This window comes from Oleispirillum naphthae (assembly GCA_027864655.1).
Taxonomy (GTDB): domain Bacteria; phylum Pseudomonadota; class Alphaproteobacteria; order Rhodospirillales; family Rhodospirillaceae; genus Oleispirillum; species Oleispirillum naphthae.
Genome location: JAQAZG010000012.1, coordinates 97,191 through 115,669 on the forward strand (window position 1 = coordinate 97,191; position 18,479 = coordinate 115,669).

Annotated in this window: 19 protein-coding genes; 10 read left to right on the forward strand and 9 right to left on the reverse strand. The window is 68.7% G+C overall.

Annotation, left to right across the window (positions count from 1 at the left end; genetic code table 11):
- Positions 1-62 precede the first annotated feature (62 nt).
- Together O7R11_RS12960 and O7R11_RS12965 are read right to left on the reverse strand one after the other, a co-directional pair.
- Positions 63-1,781, reverse strand: coding sequence for a protein-disulfide reductase DsbD family protein (locus O7R11_RS12960; protein ID WP_337997951.1), 1,719 nt, complete (start codon positions 1,779-1,781; stop codon positions 63-65).
- 294 nt (positions 1,782-2,075) lie between these two features.
- A complete protein-coding gene (locus O7R11_RS12965; protein ID WP_337997952.1) occupies positions 2,076-3,077 on the reverse strand; it encodes a CobW family GTP-binding protein in 1,002 nt (333 codons plus the stop codon).
- A gap of 123 nt (positions 3,078-3,200) precedes the next feature.
- Between O7R11_RS12965 and O7R11_RS12970 the strand changes: the two genes are divergently transcribed.
- A complete protein-coding gene (locus tag O7R11_RS12970) occupies positions 3,201-3,803 on the forward strand; it encodes a hypothetical protein (protein ID WP_337997953.1) in 603 nt (200 codons plus the stop codon).
- On the opposite strand, the gene hisI is transcribed toward O7R11_RS12970, so the two are convergent.
- Genes hisI through O7R11_RS12990 form a run of 4 tightly spaced genes read right to left on the reverse strand, consistent with a single transcriptional unit; the run spans position 3,793 to position 6,936 of the window.
- A complete protein-coding gene (gene hisI / locus O7R11_RS12975) occupies positions 3,793-4,203 on the reverse strand; it encodes a phosphoribosyl-AMP cyclohydrolase (protein WP_337997954.1) in 411 nt (136 codons plus the stop codon). The two genes, O7R11_RS12970 and hisI, sit on opposite strands and share 11 nt — an antisense overlap.
- Positions 4,204-4,214: 11 nt before the next feature.
- Entirely contained in the window at positions 4,215-5,384 is a 1,170-nt protein-coding gene (gene metC / locus O7R11_RS12980) for a cystathionine beta-lyase (protein ID WP_337997955.1), read from the reverse strand.
- Between the two features lie 8 nt (positions 5,385-5,392).
- Positions 5,393-6,262, reverse strand: a complete 870-nt coding sequence (locus O7R11_RS12985) for a sulfurtransferase (protein ID WP_337997956.1) — start codon at positions 6,260-6,262, stop codon at positions 5,393-5,395.
- A complete protein-coding gene (locus O7R11_RS12990; protein ID WP_337997957.1) occupies positions 6,259-6,936 on the reverse strand; it encodes an NUDIX domain-containing protein in 678 nt (225 codons plus the stop codon). Before O7R11_RS12990 ends, O7R11_RS12985 begins: the two co-directional genes overlap by 4 nt.
- A gap of 314 nt (positions 6,937-7,250) precedes the next feature.
- On the opposite strand from O7R11_RS12990, the gene O7R11_RS12995 reads away from it, so the two are divergent.
- From O7R11_RS12995 to O7R11_RS13025, 7 genes are all read left to right on the forward strand, one after another.
- On the forward strand, positions 7,251-7,724 hold the full coding sequence (locus O7R11_RS12995; RefSeq protein ID WP_337997958.1) for an SUF system Fe-S cluster assembly regulator: 474 nt from the start codon (positions 7,251-7,253) through the stop codon (positions 7,722-7,724).
- 16 nt (positions 7,725-7,740) lie between these two features.
- The gene (sufB, locus tag O7R11_RS13000) at positions 7,741-9,198 is read left to right on the forward strand and encodes a Fe-S cluster assembly protein SufB (protein ID WP_337997959.1); all 1,458 of its coding nucleotides are present in this window, start codon (positions 7,741-7,743) and stop codon (positions 9,196-9,198) included.
- A gap of 24 nt (positions 9,199-9,222) precedes the next feature.
- Positions 9,223-9,981: a Fe-S cluster assembly ATPase SufC gene (gene sufC / locus O7R11_RS13005; RefSeq protein ID WP_337997960.1), complete on the forward strand. Its 759-nt coding sequence runs from the start codon at positions 9,223-9,225 to the stop codon at positions 9,979-9,981.
- A gap of 11 nt (positions 9,982-9,992) precedes the next feature.
- Positions 9,993-11,297 (forward strand): Fe-S cluster assembly protein SufD, encoded by a 1,305-nt coding sequence (gene sufD, locus O7R11_RS13010; protein WP_337997961.1) that lies wholly within the window; start codon positions 9,993-9,995, stop codon positions 11,295-11,297.
- A complete protein-coding gene (locus O7R11_RS13015) occupies positions 11,294-12,556 on the forward strand; it encodes a SufS family cysteine desulfurase (protein WP_337997962.1) in 1,263 nt (420 codons plus the stop codon). Before sufD ends, O7R11_RS13015 begins: the two co-directional genes overlap by 4 nt.
- 47 nt (positions 12,557-12,603) lie before the next feature.
- Positions 12,604-13,071 carry an iron-sulfur cluster assembly protein gene (locus O7R11_RS13020; RefSeq protein ID WP_337997963.1) on the forward strand — a complete coding sequence of 156 codons (468 nt, stop codon included), beginning with the start codon at positions 12,604-12,606 and terminating at the stop codon, positions 13,069-13,071.
- A 196-nt stretch (positions 13,072-13,267) separates the two neighbouring features.
- Positions 13,268-13,687 carry a SufE family protein gene (locus O7R11_RS13025; RefSeq protein WP_337997964.1) on the forward strand — a complete coding sequence of 140 codons (420 nt, stop codon included), beginning with the start codon at positions 13,268-13,270 and terminating at the stop codon, positions 13,685-13,687.
- Here the strand turns inward: O7R11_RS13025 and O7R11_RS13030 are convergent.
- From O7R11_RS13030 to O7R11_RS13040, 3 genes are all read right to left on the reverse strand, one after another.
- Positions 13,684-15,318: an EAL domain-containing protein gene (locus O7R11_RS13030; RefSeq protein WP_337997965.1), complete on the reverse strand. Its 1,635-nt coding sequence runs from the start codon at positions 15,316-15,318 to the stop codon at positions 13,684-13,686. The two genes, O7R11_RS13025 and O7R11_RS13030, sit on opposite strands and share 4 nt — an antisense overlap.
- A 213-nt stretch (positions 15,319-15,531) precedes the next feature.
- Positions 15,532-16,017, reverse strand: coding sequence for a chemotaxis protein CheW (locus O7R11_RS13035; RefSeq protein WP_337997966.1), 486 nt, complete (start codon positions 16,015-16,017; stop codon positions 15,532-15,534).
- Positions 16,014-16,409, reverse strand: coding sequence for a hypothetical protein (locus tag O7R11_RS13040; RefSeq protein WP_337997967.1), 396 nt, complete (start codon positions 16,407-16,409; stop codon positions 16,014-16,016). The genes O7R11_RS13035 and O7R11_RS13040 overlap by 4 nt, the downstream gene beginning before the upstream one ends.
- Here O7R11_RS13040 and dgcN point away from each other — a divergent pair.
- Positions 16,408-17,412: an N-acetyltransferase DgcN gene (gene dgcN / locus O7R11_RS13045; RefSeq protein ID WP_337997968.1), complete on the forward strand. Its 1,005-nt coding sequence runs from the start codon at positions 16,408-16,410 to the stop codon at positions 17,410-17,412. The genes O7R11_RS13040 and dgcN overlap by 2 nt on opposite strands.
- A gap of 11 nt (positions 17,413-17,423) precedes the next feature.
- Positions 17,424-18,413, forward strand: coding sequence for an N-acetyl-D-Glu racemase DgcA (gene dgcA / locus O7R11_RS13050; RefSeq protein WP_337997969.1), 990 nt, complete (start codon positions 17,424-17,426; stop codon positions 18,411-18,413).
- Positions 18,414-18,479: the final 66 nt, after the last annotated feature.

Sequence of the window (18,479 nt, forward strand, 5' to 3'; positions counted from 1 at the left end):
AAGGGGACTCGGTCCCCTTGACCCCGTAACTTCTTGTCAGAGATACAAGCCCCGGCCTTGTTTTACTTCGGCGGCAGCGGCGCGAGAGCGTCCAGCACGGTGCCGGGGGTGAGGAGTTCCGGCAGCAGGGTGGGGGTGGCCCGGCCCGGCGCGTAGAGGGCGTAGGCGGGCACGCCGTTGCGGCCGAGTGCGGCGAGCGCCTTGCCGATGTCCGGGTCGCGTTGCGTCCAGTCGGCGGTGAGGCGGGCGACGTTCTTGTCCTTGAAGGCTTTCAGTACCGCGGCGTCGGCGAGGGTGGTGCGCTTGTTGACCTGGCAGGTGAGGCACCAGGCGGCGGTGAAATCGACGAACACCGGGCGGTTTTCGGCGCGCAACGCGGCGAGGCGGGTTGCGGAATAGGCGTCTGCGGCGGCGGCCTGGGCGGCGGGGTGGCGTTCCACGGTGACGGCGGCATAGACCAGGAGTGCGGCGACGACGGGCGCGGCGACGCGGCGCGCCTTCGGCATGGCGATGGCGAGGATGACGGCGAGGACGACCAGGGCGGCGGCGGTGAGTCCCTCCATGGCGGTCTGCTGCGCCAGCACCCAGGCGAGCCAGGCTGCGGCGGCGAACATCGGCCAGGCGAGGATGCGGCGCAGGCGCTCCATCCATGCGCCCGGCTTGGGCAGCAGGCGGGCGAGGCCGGGGGCCCAGCCGAGGGCGGCGAAGGGCAGGGCGAAGCCGATGCCGAGGGCGGGAAACACCGCGAAGCCGAGGAGCGGCGTCTGCACCGCGGCGAAGCCGAGCGCCGCGCCCATGAACGGCGCGGTGCAGGGGCTGGCCACCGCGACGGCGAGCAGCCCGGTGGCGAAGGGGCCGCGCGCCGCGGGCAGGCGGGCCTGCGCCGCGGCGGGCAGGCCGCCCATCGGCAGGATGCCGGAAAGGTCGAGCCCGACCAGCAGCATGAGGACGGCGAGGACGAGGACGACGGCGGGGCTTTGCAGCTGGAAGCCCCAGCCGACCGCCGCGCCGCCTGCGGCCAGCGCGGCGAGCAGGCCGCCGAGGGCGGCAAATCCTAAGATTGCGCCCGCGGCATAGAGCGCGCCGTCGCGGCGCGCCGCGGCGCGGCCCGCGGGTGCGGCGGCGAGGTGGGCGACGTGCAGCACCTTGAGCGCGAGCACCGGGAAGACGCAGGGCATGAGGTTGAGGAGCAGGCCGCCGAGCAGCGCGAGGCCGAGGGCGGCCACCGCGCCGAGGGCGGGGGCTGCGGGCGGCGGCGCGGGTGCGGGCGGCGCGGCGAGGGAGAACAGCGCGGCCTCCGCCGAGGGTGTGGGCGCGCCCGCGGCGGCGGGCAGGGCGAGCGTCAGGTCCGCCGCGCCGGGAACGCAGATCTCCTTGCAGGCGAGCCAGGAGACGCGGGCGCGCACCGCAAACGGCGCGGCGGCGGGCACGGCGCGGGCGGTGAACAGGGCGGAGCCGGAATAGCCGTAGGTGGAAAGCCCCGCCTCGTCGAAGCGGCGGTGCGGCGGGTAGGCGAGATCGCCGACGCTCGCGCCGGGCGGCAGGACCCAGGCGACCTCGGTGGGCAACCCGGCGTCGCCGGGATTCTTCGCATAGATGTGCCAGCCGGGGGCGAGGCGGAATTCCACGCCGAGGTCCACCGGGGTTGCGGCGCGGACGTCGGCGGATGCGGCGATCAGGCGCACCTCCGCCTGATCGGTACGGGCCGTGGAGGCGGCCTGCGCCGGGGCGGCGAGGCCGCCGGCGATAAGGAGGAAAAGCAGGGCTTTGATGCAATTCATCGGCGGAGGTTTCCATGTCCGCGGCGGTGCGTCAATGCCGCATAAAAAAAGGCAGCCGGTGTTTGAGACCGGCTGCGAAGTGGACCCTGAGAGAGGAAGGCTGAACACTGTCAGTCCACCTGCAATGCACATGGGGGTCCCCCGGACGAAATCAAGAATTATCAAAAAAAAATCGCCTGACGTTTGGAAGTATGGAAATGTTTGTAGATAACCTTGAAAAATTTATGGAGTTTTCCTTCTGCCGGAGCGAAGGAACGCGGCGCGGTTGTTTCAATGGGCGGAGGTGAAAAAAATCTAGTCTCTGGTGTCGTCGGGTCCGGGCGGCGCGGTAAGCAGGTCGGCGGCGTCCGGCGGCTCCTCGGCGATGACGACGACGCGGTTTTCCGTTTCCGGCGGGCAGGCGGGCAGCGGCGCGGCGGGATAGGCGACATGGCGCACCCCGTGCAGCGCCCACAGGCCGCCGTCGGCGCAGCGGGCGATGCCCTTGAGGCGCAGCACGCGGCCGCCGTTGAGCGCCAGGAACAGGCGGATGCGGCTTTCCAGCGCGGCGCGCGGCCAGCCGGGGGCGAGGGGCAGGACGGTGGCGGCGATGCCGTCGCGGTGGTCGTGGCCGTGGTGGTGGTCGTGGTGGTGCTCTTCCGCTGCGGCGAAGGCGGCCGCGCGCGCCGGGTCGAAGCCGCCGCAGAGCGCCTCCGCCGAGGCATCGCCCCAGCGCATCGGGATGATCTCGGCCAGGGGGTTCAGCGCCCGCAGGCGGGCGGCGAGGGCTTCCTCCGTCGCCGCATCGATGCGGTCGGTCTTGGAGATCAGCAGGCGGTCGGCGACGGCGGCCTGCACCCGCGCCTCGTTGCGTTCGTCGAGGTGCGCCGCGCCGTGTTCGCCGTCGATCACCGCGACGATGCCGTCGATGCGGTAGACCGCGGCGAGCACCGGCTCGCGCAGCAGAGTGGCGAGGATCGGCGCGGGGTCGGCGAGGCCCGAGGTCTCGACGACGAGGCGGCCGAACTCCGCGATCCGGCCGCGCACCCGCTTGAAGTGCAGGTCCTTAAGCGCGTCGATCAGCTCGCCGCGCAGGGCGCAGCAGACGCAGCCGGTGGAGAGCGTCACCACGTTGCCGTCCACGGCGCGGATCAGTGCGGAGTCGATGCCGATGTCGCCGAACTCGTTGACCAGCACCGCCGATCCGGCGAAACCGGGCCGGGCGAGCAGGGCGTTGAGCAGGGTGCTTTTTCCCGCGCCGAGAAACCCGGTGATCAGGGTGACAGGAAGGCGGGGATCGGCGGCGGGTGCGGGCATCGGCGGAATCCTGTACCGTGGGTTTCCGAAGTGGGGGGCGGCGGCAATGCCGTCAAGGCGCGGTTGACGCCTTTGCGGCTTCGCGCCGATACTGCGCCGGAGCGGGTGAAAAGGAAGCGGTGGATGAGCGTGCGCATGCGGTTTTTCCGGTTGGCTCTGGCCGCGGTTCTGGCGCTTGCGCCTGCCGCGGCGCGGGCGCAGGAGGCGGGCAAGGATTCGTCGCTCACCCTTTCCGACGTCGCGGAGGACCTGGGGAGCCTGTTCTCGTGGTTCGACCGGCAGTTGGAGAAGGGGGCCGCCGCCTCCCGCAACCCGGACAAGCCGCAGACCGCGCCCGCTTCTCCGCCGCCGCAGGCCGCAACCCCGGCGGAACCCGAAGCCGAACCTGCGGCCGAGCCTGCGGCCGAACCTGCGGCGAAGCCCGCCGAGGCGGTGGGGCCGGAGAACGCCGGGGGCCTCGGCTCTCTGCTTTCGTGGTTCGACGAGCAACTGGAGAAGGGGGCCATCGCCTCCCGCAATCCGGACAAACCGCAGGCCACGCCCGCGCCGCCGCCGCCCGAACCCGCCGAAAAGCCGGCCGAAAAGCCCGTGGCCAAGGCGGCTGCGGTTCCGCCGCCGCCCGATTTCGTGCCGCCGCAGGAGCCGATCGTGCTCACCGACCGGCCGGACGCCGCCAAGGGCAAGGGCGCGGCGCGCGGCCTGCTGGTCGCGCCGCTCAAGCCGTAGGCTTTTTCCCGTAGAGGTCCTCTTCGGAGATTTGCGGCTCGGTCAGGGTGACCAGGCCGCCCGCCTGCCATTCGCGGAAAAAGCAGCTGCGCCGCCCGGTGTGGCAGGCGACGCCCTTCTGGTCCACCAGCAGCAGCAGGGCGTCGCCGTCGCAGTCCGGGCGCAGCGCCACAAGCGCCTGTACCTGGCCCGAGGTCTCGCCCTTGCGCCACAGCGCGCCGCGCGAGCGCGACCAATAGCACACCCGCCCGGCGGCCAGGCTCTCGGCGATGGACTCCGCATTCATCCAGGCCATCATCAGCACCTCGCCGCTGTCGAACTGCTGGGCGATGGCGGGGATCAGCCCGTCCGCGGTGAAGCGCAGCTCGGCGAAGAGCGGCGCGAGGGTTTCGTCGGTCATCGCGTCCCCGCTCAATAGATGAAGGCGTTGAGCCGTTCGAACCCGGCTTCGAGGTCGGCGATCAGGTCCTCCGGGTCCTCCAGGCCGACGTGCAGGCGCAGCGTCGGGCCGTCGGCGTTCCACAGCACCGTGGTGCGCACGATGCCGGGCGTGGTGTACATGATCAGGCTTTCGAAGCCGCCCCAGCTGAAGCCCAGCGAGAACAGCTTGAGGCTGTCGATCATCTGCACCATCGCCTCTTCCGGATAGGGTTCGAGGATCACCCCGAACAGGCTGCTCGCCCCCAGGAAATCGCGCGCAAAGACCGGGTGGCCCGGGTCGTCCGGCAGGCCGGGGTGCAGCACGTGCGCCACCTCGGGGCGGCCTTGCAGCCAGCGCGCCACGGCGAGGCCGTTCTCCTGGTGCTGCTTCATCCGCGCGCCGAGGCTGCGCAGGCCGCGCAGGCCGAGGTAGGCTTCCTCCGCGCCCACCGAATAGCCGTATTTCACCGCGGTGGTCTTGATTTGCGGGTAGAGTTCGGCGCTGGTGGTGACGGTGCCGAGCATCGCATCCGAATGGCCGACGATGTATTTGGTCGCCGCCTGGATGGAGATGTCGATGCCCTTCTCGAACGGGCGGAAGAACACCGGCGAGGCCCAGGTGCAGTCCGCCGCCACCAGCGCGCCCTTGGCGTGCGCCACCGCGGCGATGGCGGGAATATCCTGCATCTCGAAGGTCAGCGAGCCGGGGGATTCGCAGAACACCAGGCGGGTGTTGGGCTTGAACAGCGGCGCGATGTTTTCGCCCGCCAGGGGGTGGAAGTATTCCACCGCGACGCCGTTCTTCTTCAGGATGTCCTGGCAGAAGGTGCGGGTCGGGCCGTAGACGCCGTCGGACACCAGGATGTGGTCGCCCGGCGCGGTGAACGCGGTGAGCGTCGCGGCGATGGCGGCGAGGCCCGAGGGCAGGGCGATGGTGCGTTCGCCGCCTTCCGCCGCGGCCACCGCCTCCTCGAAGGCCATGGTGGTCGGCGTGCCGATGCGGCCGTAGTAGAAGCTGTTGAGGTGGTCGCCCTGGGCGTCCGCCATCGCCGCCATGGTCGGGAAGGTGACGGTGGAGACGTGATACACCGGCGGGTTGACGCTCCCCGAGAAGTAGGGGGAGGTGCGTCCGGCATGGGTGAGCAGGGTGTCTTTCTTCATCGGGTTCCTCAGGGTTTCGGTCCGGTGGCGACGGGAACGTCGGAATTGCCCCATTCCTCCCAGGACCCGTCGTAGACCGCAACGTCGGTCTTTCCGGCGAGGAAGGCGGCGAAGGCGACGACGCAGGCGGTGACGCCGGTGCCGCACATCGCCACCAGGGGCGTGGAGTCCAGGGGCGCGCCCGCGGCGGCGAAGATCGCACGGATCTCCTCCGGCGATTTCACCGTCTTGTCGGCGTTGAAGAAATTCGCGTGCGGCAGGTTGACCGCGCCCGGCACATGGCCGAAGAAGCGGCTGGCCCGCGGCTCCGGCGCGGTGCCGGCATAGCGCTCCGCGGCGCGGGCGTCGGCGAGCACCGCGGTCTTTGCCGTGAGGTTGTCCAGCACCTCGGCCATGGGGACGACGCGCGGGCCGCCCTCGCGCGGCGTGAAGTGCCGCCAGTCGCGCGGCGCGAGCGGACGCTCCGGGCCGTCCTCCACCGGGTGGCCGTCGGCGATCCACTTCGGCAGGCCGCCGTCGAGCACCGCCACGTCCTCATGCCCGCAGGCGCGGAACATCCACCACGCCCGCATCGCGGCGGAGCCGCCGCCGTTGGCGTCGTAGACCACCACCTTGAAGCCGTCGCCCGCGCCGAGGCGGCTCACCTTGGCGAGAAAGGTCTCCGGCTTCGGCATGGCGTGGGAAAGCTTGCTCGCCGGGTCCACGACGTCGTTGATGTCGAAGAAGCGCGCGCCGGGGATGCGCGCCTCGCGGAAGCATTGCTTCGGATCGCGCGGATCGGTGGGAAGGAAGCTGGTGGCGTCGAGGATGACGATATCCGGCGCGTCGAGCCGGGCGGCAAGCCAGTCGCCGTCGATCAGGGCTTCGCAGGCGGTCATCGCGTGTCCTTTCCGGTCTGCCACGCGGCGCGCAGCCGCGCGTGGTTGAGGGCGAGCCATTGCAGGACGATCAGGGTGCTGGCGTTGTTCACCGATCCGGCTTCGAGCAGGCCGATGGCGTCCGCCGCGGACATGGAGAACACCCGGATGTCCTCGTTCTCGTGGGCCAGTCCGGCATATTCCGGCGCTTGCGAGGCGTCCACCTCGGCGCAGTAGAGGGCCAGGGTTTCCGAACTGCCGCCGGGGGTGCAGAGGCTGTGCGCGATGAATTCCAGCCGCCCGACGGCGAGGCCGGTCTCTTCCGCGGTTTCGCGGCGCGCCACTTCCTCCGGGGTTTCCCCGGGTTCGATCATCCCCGCGGCGGTCTCGATCAGCCAGGGGCGCCACCCGGCGATCAGCGCGCCGACGCGGAACTGCTCGATCAGCACCACGCGGTCGGAAACCGGGTCGTAGGGCAGGATCGCCACGGCGTGGCCGCGCTCGAACACCTCGCGGGTGAACGGTTCGCTCCAGCCGCCGCCGAAGGTCTGCTGCCGCAGGGTATAGCGGTTGACGCAGAAATAGCCGTGATAGAGCGACTCGGTGTTCAGGCACTCCGCCTTTTCCGGCGGGCCCTTGCGCAAAAGCGGGCCGGAGTTGAGGCAGACGATGCTCTTGAGGTGGCGCGGCGTCATGATTGTCCTGCGAGGTGACGAGTCGAAACGCTCCACCCTAGAGCATATTCCGCTCGAGTGGAACCGCCTGCACCGGAACGGTTTCGCGGTGCGACCGCGGGTTTCGCCCCGCCGCGGCGGGTGCGTCCCCCGGGTTGGGCTGCGGCGGTATTTTTGCGTCCCGTCAATTTTATCGGGTTGACAGGCGGCGCGATCGGACTAATTCAGAAACTGTACCGTTTTGGTCCTGTATCTGAGAACGATTCGCAATCGCGACTGTAAAAGACGAGGAAAGGCGGGCGCTCCGGCGGCTGCGGCAAGGCAGGGAATACCCGATGCTGAGAGTCAACAAATTGACGGATTACGCGGTGGTGGTGCTGTGCGACCTGGTGCGCGGCGAACGCCTGCGCTCCGCCGCCGACCTCGCGGCCTCTTCCGGCGTGCCGTTGCCCACCGTCTCGAAGATTCTCAAGCAGCTCGCCCGTGCCGAGATTTTGCAGTCGGCGCGCGGCGTCAATGGCGGTTACGGCTTCGCCCGCCTGCCGGAGACGATCTCGATGGCGCAGATCATCGAATCCCTGGAAGGCCCGATCGCGGTGACCGGCTGCGTCGAGGACTCCGGGGCGTGTTGCAGTCTCACCGACCAGTGCCCGATGAGCGGCCACTGGAACGCCGTCAACGTGGCGATCCGGCGCTCCCTGCACGAGGTGCGGCTGATCGACATGCTGCCCGAGGCGCGCTTCATGGACCACGACGATCTGATCAAGGGCATCGCGGCGCGTCACGCCCCGGCGATGCAGGCTTCTTAAGGAAAGGCAAGAAGGTATGGTGTCCACAATCGAAACCGTCGAAACGGTGCATGAGTTCACCGGGGCCTACAAGTACGGCTTCGTCACCGACATCGAGATGGACGTGGCGCCCAAGGGCCTGACCGAAGACACCATCCGCTACATTTCGGCGAAGAAGGACGAGCCGGAGTGGCTGCTGGAATGGCGGCTGAAGGCGCTCACCCTGTGGCGGAAGATGGAGGAGCCGACCTGGGCCAAGGTCGATTACCCGAAGATCGACTATCAGGACCTCCACTACTACGCCGCGCCGAAGAACAGGAGCGACGGCCCGAAGTCGCTCGACGAGGTGGACCCGGAGCTGCTGGCGACCTATGAGAAGCTCGGCATTCCGCTCAAGGAGCAGGAAATCCTCGCGGGCGTGGTGGCGGTGGACGCGGTGTTCGACAGCGTTTCGGTGGCCACCACCTACAAGGCGAAGCTGGAGGAGAAGGGGATCATCTTCTGCTCCTTCTCCGAGGCGGTGCACCGCGCCCCCGAACTGGTGAAAAAGTACCTCGGTTCGGTGGTGCCGCAGGGCGACAACTACTTCGCCTGCCTCAACTCGGCGGTGTTCTCCGACGGCTCGTTCGTCTACATCCCCAAGGGGGTGCGCTGCCCGATGGAGCTGTCCACCTATTTCCGCATCAATGCGCAGAACACCGGGCAGTTCGAGCGCACCCTGATCATCGCCGAGGAGGGGGCCTACGTCTCCTACCTCGAGGGCTGCACCGCGCCGCAGCGCGACGAAAACCAGCTTCACGCCGCGGTGGTGGAGCTGATCGCGCTGGACGATGCGGAGATCAAGTATTCCACGGTGCAGAACTGGTACCCCGGCGACGCCGAGGGCAAGGGCGGCATCTACAACTTCGTGACCAAGCGCGGCGCCTGCCGCGGCAAGCGCTCGAAGATCTCGTGGACGCAGGTGGAGACCGGCTCCGCGGTGACCTGGAAGTACCCGAGCTGCATCCTGCAGGGCGACGATTCGGTGGGCGAGTTCTATTCCGTCGCGATCACCAACAACGCGCAGCAGGCCGACACCGGCACCAAGATGATCCACATCGGCAAGAACACCCGCTCGACCATCGTCTCCAAGGGCATCGCGGCGGGGCGGTCCGACAACACCTACCGCGGCCTAGTGCGCGTGCTGGCCAATGCGGAGGGCGCGCGCAACTACAGCCAGTGCGACAGCCTCCTCATCGGCGACAAGTGCGGCGCCCACACCGTGCCCTACATCGAGAGCCACATGCCGATTTCCACCATCGAGCACGAGGCGACGACGGCGCGGATCAGCGACGACCAGCTGTTCCTCTGCCGCCAGCGCGGCCTCTCGCCGGAGGAGGCGGTGGCCCTCATCGTCAACGGCTTCTGCAAGGAAGTTCTGCAAAACCTGCCCATGGAATTCGCCGTCGAGGCGCAGAAACTGGTGGGCATCAGCCTGGAAGGCAGCGTCGGCTGACGGCGCGGGAAGGAGTTTGAGAGCATGAGCAAGGGTTTGATCGTTACGGATCTGCACGTCAGCATCGAGGACAAGGAAATCCTCAAGGGCGTCACGCTCGCCGTGGAGCCGGGCAAGGTGCACGCCATCATGGGCCCCAACGGCGGCGGCAAGAGCACGCTGGCGCACGTCATCTCCGGCCGTCCGGGCTACACGGTGACCGGCGGTTCGGTAAGCTTCGACGGCCATGACGTGCTGGAGATGGAGCCGGAGGAGCGCGCCGCGCTCGGCCTCTTCCTCGCCTTCCAGTATCCGGTGGAGATTCCCGGCGTCACCAACACCACCTTCCTCAAGACCGCGGTGAACGCGCAGAGGAAGGCGCGCGGCGAGGCGGAGATGGACCCCATGGCGTTCCTCCGGCTGTTGCGCGAGAAGGCGAAGCTGCTGTACCTGCCCGACGACATGCTGAAGCGCCCGTTGAACGTCGGCTTCTCCGGCGGTGAGAAGAAGCGCAACGAGATGCTGCAAATGGCGGTGCTGGCGCCCAAGCTCGCGATCCTCGACGAGACGGATTCGGGGCTCGACATCGACGCCCTGCGCATCGTCGCCGAGGGGGTGAACGCGCAGCGCGCGCCGGACCGCTCCTTCCTGGTGATCACCCACTACCAGCGCCTGCTCGACTACATCGTGCCCGACGTGGTGCACGTGCTCGCCGACGGACGCATCGTCGAGACCGGCGGCCCGGACCTGGCGAAGCAGCTGGAAAAGACCGGCTACGCCGAGTATGCCGGCACGGCGGCGTGAGGGAGGAGGCGATGAACCATATCTCTGCCGCTCCCTTCCTCGAGGATCACGCGCATCTCGCCGCCGCGCTGCCCGGCGGCGGGCCGGTGGCGGCGTTGCGCGCCGCCGCCGCCGCCGCCTTCCGCGACCAGGGCCTGCCGCACGGCAAGGTGGAGGCCTGGCGCTACACCCGGTTGAAGGATCTGGAAAGCACCTCGTTCGGCCGCGCCGCGCCCGCTGTGGTGGCCGCCGCGCCGAGGGGCGCGGGCCTGGCGGTGGAGGCGGTGCGCATCGTCCTGGTCAACGGCCGCTATGCCGAACACCTCTCCACGCCGGGCCTGCCCGCCGGAGTGACGGTGAAAAGCCTGTGCGCCTGCCTGGAGGCGGGCGACGCGGAAGTGCTCGCGGCGCTGGACGGCGGGGCGGATTTCGCCCAGGCGCCGATGGCTGCGCTCGCCAGCGCCTGGCTGGAGGACGGCGCGGTGCTCTCCGTCGATGCGGCGGTTGCGGTCGCGCCGATCGTCGAGGTGGTGGCGCTCGCCGTCGGGGATACGCCTGCGATGTCGTTTCCCCGCCTGCTGGTGCGCCTCGGCGCGGGCGCGTCGCTGACCCTGGTGGAAACCTTCACCGGCCCGGCCGAGGGCGTCTATGCGGTCAACGCGGTGAGCGAGATGGTTCTCGGCGCCGGGGCCGCGCTCAAGCACTATGTGTTGCAGGCGGAAGGCAAGGCCGCCACCCACGTTTCCCTCGGCCGCTGCGCGGTGCCGGAAAACGGCCGTTACGAGGGCTTCGTGCTGCAACTCGGCGGCAAGACGGCGCGCCACGAGATGCGCCTGAAGATGGTGGGCGCGGGCGGCGAGGCGCAGCTCAACGGCGCCTACGGGGTGCGCGGCGAGGCGGTGTGCGACACCACCACGGTGGTCGATCACATTGCGCCGGAGACCACCACCGACCAGGTGTTCAAGGGCATCCTCGACGGCAGGAGCAAGGGCGTCTACCAGGGCCGGGTGCAGGTCTGGCGCGATGCGCAGAGGATCGTCGGCAACCAGCTGCACAAGGCGCTGCTGCTCTCCCGCGCCGCCGAGGTGGACTGCAAGCCGGAGCTGGAGATCTATGCCGACGACGTGAAGTGCAGCCACGGCGCCACGGTGGGCGAACTCGACGGCGACCAGCTGTTCTATCTACAGGCGCGCGGCATCGACGCGGTGACGGCGCGCGCCCTGTTGATGCGGGCCTTCATCGGCGAGGTTCTGGACACGATTTCGGACGAGGCGGTGCGCGCGGCTTTCGCGGCGCGGGCCGATGCATGGCTGGACGCGGAAGGAGCGAAGCGATGAACGGTCCCCTGGGGGAAATCACCACGGTCGCGGGCCGCAACAGCTTCGACGTCGCGGCGGTGCGCCGCGACTTCCCGATCCTCTCCATCCTGGTGCACGGCAAGCCTCTGGTGTTCCTCGACAACGGCGCCTCGGCGCAGAAGCCGGAAGCGGTTCTGCAAGCCATGGACACGATGTACCGCACCTCCTACGCCAACGTGCACCGCGGCATCTACGCGCTCTCCGACGCCGCCACCGGCATGTACGAGGCGGCGCGCGAGACGGTGCGCCGCTTCCTCGGCGCGGCGGACGCCTCGGAGATCGTCTTCACCTCCGGCGGCACCGATTCCCTCAACCTGGTGGCGCGCTGCTGGGGGCAGAGCTTCCTCAAGCCCGGCGACGAGGTTCTCGTCTGCGAGAGCGAGCACCACTCCAACATCGTGCCCTGGCAGCTCGCCGCGGCGGCCACCGGCGCGGTGGTGCGGCCGATCCCGGTGACCGACGCCGGGGTGTTCGACTTCGACGCGTTCACCGCCATGCTCTCGCCCAAGGTCAAGGCGGTGGCGGTGGCGCACATGTCCAACGTGCTCGGCACGATCATGCCGATCAAGCGCATCGCCGCCGCGGCGCACGCGGCGGGCGCGATCGTCGTCGCCGACGGCTGCCAGGGCGCGGTGCACCAGACCGTGGACGTGCAGGACCTCGACGTGGACTTCTACGCCATCACCGGCCACAAGATCTACGGCCCCACCGGCATCGGCGCGCTCTACGGCAAGCGGGCGCTGCTCGACGCCCTGCCGCCCTACAAGGGCGGCGGCGACATGATCGAGACCGTCTCCTTCGAGCGCAGCACCTGGGCCGAGCCCCCGGCGCGCTTCGAGGCGGGCACGCCGATGATCGTCGAGGCGATTGGCCTCGCCGCCGCGATCGATTATATCGAGGGTCTGGGCCTTGCGCGCATCCACGCGCACGAGGCCGAGGTTCTGGCGCACGCCACCGACCTGCTCGGCCGCATTCCCGGCGTGCGGATCGTCGGCACCGCGCCGGACAAGGGCGGCGTGCTCTCCTTCGTGGCGGAGGGCGCGCACCCCGCCGATATCGCGACGCTTCTCGATCAACGCGGCATCGCGGTGCGGGCGGGGCACCACTGCGCCCAGCCGCTGATGGTGCGGATGGGGGTTTCGGCGACGACGCGCGCCTCGTTCGCCCTCTACAACACCCTGGCCGAGGCGGAAGCCCTGGCCTCAGGGGTGGAGCGCGCGCTGGCGATGTTGCGGTGACAGGTATCGGGTAGGGTCAGGACATGACGGAAGGCAACCGGTTTTCGATGAATGAATTCGTGCCCGAGGCGGAGACCGCCCCGGAAGAGACCGCAGACGCGGAGACCTGGCGCGACGAGACGGACGACGGCGCGGACGCGCTCGCCGATGCGCTGGCGGGCGACGACCTGGTGGGCCGCGCCGGCATGCCGCTGCAACCCGGCATGCCCCCGGTGGACTCCGACGAGCCGATCGTCGCCGCCCTGCGCGAGGTGCACGACCCGGAAATCCCGGTCAACATCTACGACCTCGGGCTGATCTACGACATCCTGCGCTCCGAGGACGGCGACGTGAAGATCCGCATGACGCTGACCGCGCCGGGCTGCCCGGTGGCGGGCGAACTGCCGGAGGAGGTGGCGCTCACCGTTTCCCGCGTGCCCGGCGTCGGCATCGTCGAGGTCTACCTGGTGTGGGACCCGCCATGGACCCCCGACTGCATGACCGAAGCGGCGCGCATGCTGCTGGACTACTTCTAAAATCCGGGGGCGCCGCCCCCGGAACCCCCGCCAAGGGCCGTAACGCCCTTGGAACCCACATGCTTTCGGTTTTTGCGCAAAGCGCGATAGGATTGCCGCTGCGCGGCGAAAACAAGTTAGGGGATCAAAGGGTCCACGACCCTTTGCGGGGTCCGGGGCCGCGCCCCGGTCTGGTTTTTCATGAGGACGTGACGGAATGGAAGCGGCGGCGGAGTTGGAGGACCTCAAGGAGACGTTCGGGTTCCTCGACGACTGGGAGGAGCGCTACGCCTACATCATCGACCTGGGCAAGGGCCTGCCGCCGATGGACGAGGCGCTGAAGACCGAGGCGACCAAGGTGCGCGGCTGCACCAGCCAGGTGTGGATGGTGGGGCGCGAGCACGCCGACGGCGAGGGGCGGGTGCGCCTCGACCTCACGGCGGACAGCGACGCGCACATCGTGCGCGGCCTGATCCGCATTCTCCTGATGCTCTATTCCGGCCGCCCGAAGGCGGAGATCGCGGCGATCGATGCGGAGGACTTCCTCCACGGGCTGGGGCTCGACCAGCATCTGTCGCCGAGCCGCCGCAACGGCCTGTTCTCGATGGTGGAGCGCATCCGCGCGCTGGCGGCCTAGGAGAACAGCGGCGCGACCTGCCTGGCGATGTCCTGAGGCACGGTTTCGCCCCTGCCGAACAGGTAGCCCTGGGCGAAGTCGATGTCGCAGGCCTGGAGGAAGGCCATCTTCTCCTTGCTGTCCACCATCTCGCCGATGGTTTCCACCTTGAGTTCGCGGCAGAACGAGCCCATCGCCTTCATGAAGGCGCGGCCGCGCACCGTGCCGATGGTGTTTTCCACCGCCACGCCGTCCAGCTTCACCACGTCCACCGCCATCGCGGAGAGATAGTTGAAGCTTGCCGCGCCCGCGCCGAAGTCGTCGAGGCAGATCGGCACGCCCTTGCCGCGCAGGTGCTGGATGTAGAGGTCGGCGCTTTGCAGGTCCTCGACGCGGGAGGATTCGGTGAGTTCGAAGATCAGGCGGTCCTTGAGCCAGGGCTTGGCCTTGAGGAGGTCGTCGATGCGCTCGCGGTAGCCGGGGTCGAGCAGCGACTGCCCCGACATGTTCACCGCCATGCGCAGCTTGTTCTTCCTGGCGTTGGTTTCCAGCCACTCCACGGTCTTGAGCATCACCGCGAAGTCGAAGCTGGAAATCAGGCCGGTCTCCTCGGCGAAGCAGATGTAGCGGTAGGGGGATTCGCCGAACTTGCCCTGGAAGCGGCTCAGCACCTCGTAGTGGTGCACCGCGCCGTCTTTCAGGCTGACGATCGGCTGGAAGACGATGGCGAAGTTGGAGTGCTCCACGACGTTGCGGAACAGCGTCACGGTTTTCACCGCCTCTTCCGCCAGCCCGGCGAAGTTGGCGTTGAGGGACGAGAGGGTGAGCCCCTGGCCCGCGCTTTCCTTGAACTGGTTGATCGCGAAGACGATGCCCTTGGCCATATCTTCGGCGGCCACGTCGTCCTGGCCGGAGATGGTGGCGGTGCGCACGTCCACCTCGTTCTGCCGGGTGATCGCGGCCAGCAGGTCCGCGAGTTCGCCGCGCAGGGCTTCGATGTCGGTGGCCTCGGAGTGCACCAGGGCGTACTTGCCCAGCCCCATGGTGCCCGCCTCCTCCTGCGAAAGCGCGTGCGCATGCAAAAAGGAACTGATGGCGAGGCGGATGTTGCGCTGCTCGCCGCGCCCCATCTCGCCGAAGAGGCTTTGCAGATCGGGGATGGAGATCAAGGACAGCTTGGCGTCGCGCCGCCGCGCCAGGGCCTCGTTGGCCATATCGCAGAAGGAGTCCGCGTCGCGGAAGCCGTCGGCGTAGCCGAGCGCCTGTTCCAGGTAGGCGTTGGGCATCAGCTTGAGGGCGAGGAAGAAGCGTCCATCCCGGTGCGCGGCGTCGGGCGCGGCGTAGTAGCCCGCGATCTGGCAGACCTGGCTGCGGCCGCCGGTGCGTTCCAGCGAGATGTAGAGGTCCTGGATGCGGCCCAGGGTTTCCCGCGCGCGGTCCAGAACGGTGCGCACCACGGTGCGCGCCGGTCCGCCGGCGAGGTCGAGGAAGTTGCGTCCGGCGAGGCTTTCCGGCGCGGCGCCGAACATCGCCTCGGTCAATCCTCCGGCGAAGAGGATGTGGAAGGAGTCGGAAATTTCAAAAAGGATTTCCCCCCAGCAGAAGGATAGGGAGACGAAGCGGTCGCGTGCCGATTTTTCGACTGGAGACACCAGTACCTTCCCCCAAAAGGCGGACGGATGAAAGGCTTGCGGAGGTCCTTCCGCGGCTCAAGCGATCCGTTCCAACCTTATCAACGCGGCGGAACCAAGCCAATACAAAAAGGAATATCCGCCACTGCCGCGTGTGGGCAGCTCCGGGCGCAAACGAAAGGGCGGCATGCTCCCGGCGCGCCGCCCGTTTTTTTGGGAATCTTCGGATTGTTCTCAGCGTCCGGCGAAGCCCAGAAGGGAATCGATGTCGAGGAGGATGAGCAACTCTTCCTCCAACTGGATGACGCCTGCGGAAATGCTGCGCCAGCGCTGGTCCAGCGTCGTCGGGTTGTTCTCGATGCGTTCGGTCGGCATGCTGATCACCGCGCCGACGGAATCCACCTTGAGGCTGTAGAGTTCGGCGCCCTGCTCGACGGTGACGCACATCGGCTCCGTGCCTTCCGGCGGCGGCTTCAGCCCCAGGCACTGGCGCACGTCCACCACGGTGACGATGCGGCCGCGCAGGTTGATCGCGCCGGCGATCTCCGAGGGCGCAAGCGGAATATGGGCGATCTTTTCGGGGATCAGGATGTCCTGCACCCGTTCGACCGGAATGCCGAACAATTGCTTGGCTACGTAGATGGTGACGAAAACCTGCTCGTCGGTTTGCGCCGTCGCGATGCCGTGGCGTCCCGGTGTCGTCGTCGTCAGCTGATTCATCTTAACAGGGCCGTTTCGGTTGGAACGGAAGAAACGCGCCGCCCTCGGCGCTCGACATTCCCCTGATTACCCGATACTGCCGGGATTTTGTCAACCGGAAAGCTGGAAACCCATTGGTTTTCCGCGGTTTTGCGGTGTGCGTGCAGGGCGGTGGCCGTGGCGGAATTGACGATACGCCCGGTTTTCCGCCGCGCCGGCGTGCAAAAAGTGTTGCCTGACATCGCGGCCTGTGCATTGATTCGCCGCAAGCGGAAAACCGCACGCGGTTCCCAATGGAACCCGATCCTCTCCTGTGGTGAAGCAAACACGGCAACGGCGCCTGCACCGGGCATTCCCCGGTGGGCGTCTTTTTGATGAACGGAAGAAACGGGAACGAGGAGACTCTTGACCATGCAGATCGAACCGCCCTATGCGCTGTTTTTGGGTGACGCGCCGGACCAGTTGGCGGCAAAAACGGCGGACGGCATCGCCGCCTGGCGGCCGGATTGGTGCCTCGGGCAGATCCGCCTGCCCGATTGCAAGGCCGATCTGAAGATCGCCGAGTTGACGGTGGAGGAAGCCGCGGCCAAGGGTGCGAAGACCCTGATCGTCGGCGTCGTCAACCGCGGCGGCATCATCGGCGGCGCCTGGCTCGCCACCATCCTGAAGGCGATGGACCTCGGCATGGACGTGGCCGCCGGCCTGCACCAGCGCCTCGCCGACGTGCCGGAGATCGCCGCCCACGCCAAGAAGCTCGGACGCAAGATTTTCGACGTGCGGCATCCGCCGCAGCACTTCGCGGTGGCCTCCGGCAAGCCGCGCTCCGGCCACCGTCTGCTCGCCGTGGGCACCGACTGCTCGGTCGGCAAGATGTACACCGCGCTCGCCCTCGAGAAGGAAATGCTGGCGCGCGGCATGAAGGCCGATTTCCGCGCCACCGGCCAGACCGGCATCTTCATCGCGGGCGGCGGGGTCTCGGTGGACGCGGTGGTCGCCGACTTCATCTCCGGCGCGGTGGAGTGGCTGACGCCCGCCAACGAGGCCGACCACTGGGATGTGGTCGAAGGGCAGGGCTCGCTGTTCCACGCCTCCTACGCCGGGGTCAGCCTCGGCCTGTTGCACGGCGCGCAGCCCGACGCCCTGGTGCTCTGCCACGATCCGGTGCGCGATCACATGCGCGGCCTGCCGGACTACCGCCCGCCCAACATCAAGCCGTGCATGGAGATGAACCTCGCCTGCGCGCGCGTGGTGAACCCCAGGGCGCAGTTCGTCGGCATCTGCCTCAACACCTCGGCGATGGCCGCGGATGCGGCGGCGGTGCTGAAGGCGGACCTCGCCAAGACCTTCGGCCTGCCGTGCGTCGATCCGCTCAAGGACGGCGTGGGCGCGGTGGTCGATCGTCTGGCCGTCCTCTGAGGGCCGGGGCGATGTGGGTGCTCGACGTTCAGCACGAGAGCTGGCCGATCGCCGGGACCTTCGCGATCTCGCGAGGGTCCCGCACCATCGCCGAGGTGGTGGTGGCGACTCTCACCGACGCGAAGAGCGGGCGGCGCGGCCGCGGCGAGTGCGTGCCCTATGCCCGCTACGGCGAAAGCGTCGAAGGGGTGATCGCCGCGATCAAGGCGATGGCCCCGGCGCTCGCGAGCGGCCGGGTGGACCGCGCCGCGTTGCAGGCGGCGATGCCCGCGGGTGCGGCGCGCAATGCGCTCGACTGCGCCTTCTGGGACCTGGAGGCGAAGGAACGCGGCCGCCCGGTATGGGAGATCGCGGGCCTGGATGCGCCCCGGACCGTGGTCACCGCCGAGACCCTGAGCCTGGACACGCCGGAGAAGATGGCCGCCGCCGCCAAGGCGAAGGAGGGCCGCCCGCTCCTCAAGCTGAAACTCGGCTCCGAGGGCGCGCTCGACCGCGTCGGCGCGGTGCGTGCGGCGCGGCCGGACGCCGCCCTCATCGTCGATGCCAACGAGGCGCTGCCGCCCGCCGAACTCACCGCGACGCTCGCCGCGCTCGCCGACCTCGGCGTCGCCATGGTGGAACAGCCCTTGCCCGCAGGGGAGGACGGCCTGCTCGCCGAGATCGGCTCCCCGATTCCGCTCTGCGCCGACGAATCCTCCCACACGGTGAAGGACATTCCGCGGCTCGCCGCCCTCTACGACATGGTCAACGTCAAACTCGACAAGGCTGGCGGCCTCACCGAGGCGATCGCCATGGCCAAGGCGGCGGAGGAGGCGGGCCTCAAGCTGATGGTCGGCTGCATGGTCGGCACCTCGCTCGCCATGGCGCCAGCCTTCCTGCTGGCCTCGCGGGCGGCCTACGTCGATCTCGACGGGCCGGTGATCCTCGCCAAGGACCGGGAGTTCGGCCTCTCCTACTCGCGCGGCCACGTCTCCCCGCCGCTGCCCGACCTCTGGGGCTGAGCCGGGAAAGAAAAAACATTGCGAGGGGACTCGGTCCCCTCGCGCACCCCATAATTTTTCGTGTTT

Bases quoted from the DNA above. Each gene is read 5' to 3' on its own strand.
- O7R11_RS12960 (WP_337997951.1), bottom strand. From the start codon at position 1,781: ATGAATTGCATCAAAGCCCTGCTTTTCCTCCTTATCGCCGGCGGCCTC.
- O7R11_RS12965 (WP_337997952.1), bottom strand. From the start codon at position 3,077: ATGCCCGCACCCGCCGCCGATCCCCGCCTTCCTGTCACCCTGATCACC.
- O7R11_RS12970 (WP_337997953.1), top strand. From the start codon at position 3,201: ATGAGCGTGCGCATGCGGTTTTTCCGGTTGGCTCTGGCCGCGGTTCTG.
- hisI (WP_337997954.1), bottom strand. From the start codon at position 4,203: ATGACCGACGAAACCCTCGCGCCGCTCTTCGCCGAGCTGCGCTTCACC.
- metC (WP_337997955.1), bottom strand. From the start codon at position 5,384: ATGAAGAAAGACACCCTGCTCACCCATGCCGGACGCACCTCCCCCTAC.
- O7R11_RS12985 (WP_337997956.1), bottom strand. From the start codon at position 6,262: ATGACCGCCTGCGAAGCCCTGATCGACGGCGACTGGCTTGCCGCCCGG.
- O7R11_RS12990 (WP_337997957.1), bottom strand. From the start codon at position 6,936: ATGACGCCGCGCCACCTCAAGAGCATCGTCTGCCTCAACTCCGGCCCG.
- O7R11_RS12995 (WP_337997958.1), top strand. From the start codon at position 7,251: ATGCTGAGAGTCAACAAATTGACGGATTACGCGGTGGTGGTGCTGTGC.
- sufB (WP_337997959.1), top strand. From the start codon at position 7,741: ATGGTGTCCACAATCGAAACCGTCGAAACGGTGCATGAGTTCACCGGG.
- sufC (WP_337997960.1), top strand. From the start codon at position 9,223: ATGAGCAAGGGTTTGATCGTTACGGATCTGCACGTCAGCATCGAGGAC.
- sufD (WP_337997961.1), top strand. From the start codon at position 9,993: ATGAACCATATCTCTGCCGCTCCCTTCCTCGAGGATCACGCGCATCTC.
- O7R11_RS13015 (WP_337997962.1), top strand. From the start codon at position 11,294: ATGAACGGTCCCCTGGGGGAAATCACCACGGTCGCGGGCCGCAACAGC.
- O7R11_RS13020 (WP_337997963.1), top strand. From the start codon at position 12,604: ATGAATGAATTCGTGCCCGAGGCGGAGACCGCCCCGGAAGAGACCGCA.
- O7R11_RS13025 (WP_337997964.1), top strand. From the start codon at position 13,268: ATGGAAGCGGCGGCGGAGTTGGAGGACCTCAAGGAGACGTTCGGGTTC.
- O7R11_RS13035 (WP_337997966.1), bottom strand. From the start codon at position 16,017: ATGAATCAGCTGACGACGACGACACCGGGACGCCACGGCATCGCGACG.
- dgcN (WP_337997968.1), top strand. From the start codon at position 16,408: ATGCAGATCGAACCGCCCTATGCGCTGTTTTTGGGTGACGCGCCGGAC.
- O7R11_RS13040 (WP_337997967.1), bottom strand. From the start codon at position 16,409: ATGGTCAAGAGTCTCCTCGTTCCCGTTTCTTCCGTTCATCAAAAAGAC.
- dgcA (WP_337997969.1), top strand. From the start codon at position 17,424: ATGTGGGTGCTCGACGTTCAGCACGAGAGCTGGCCGATCGCCGGGACC.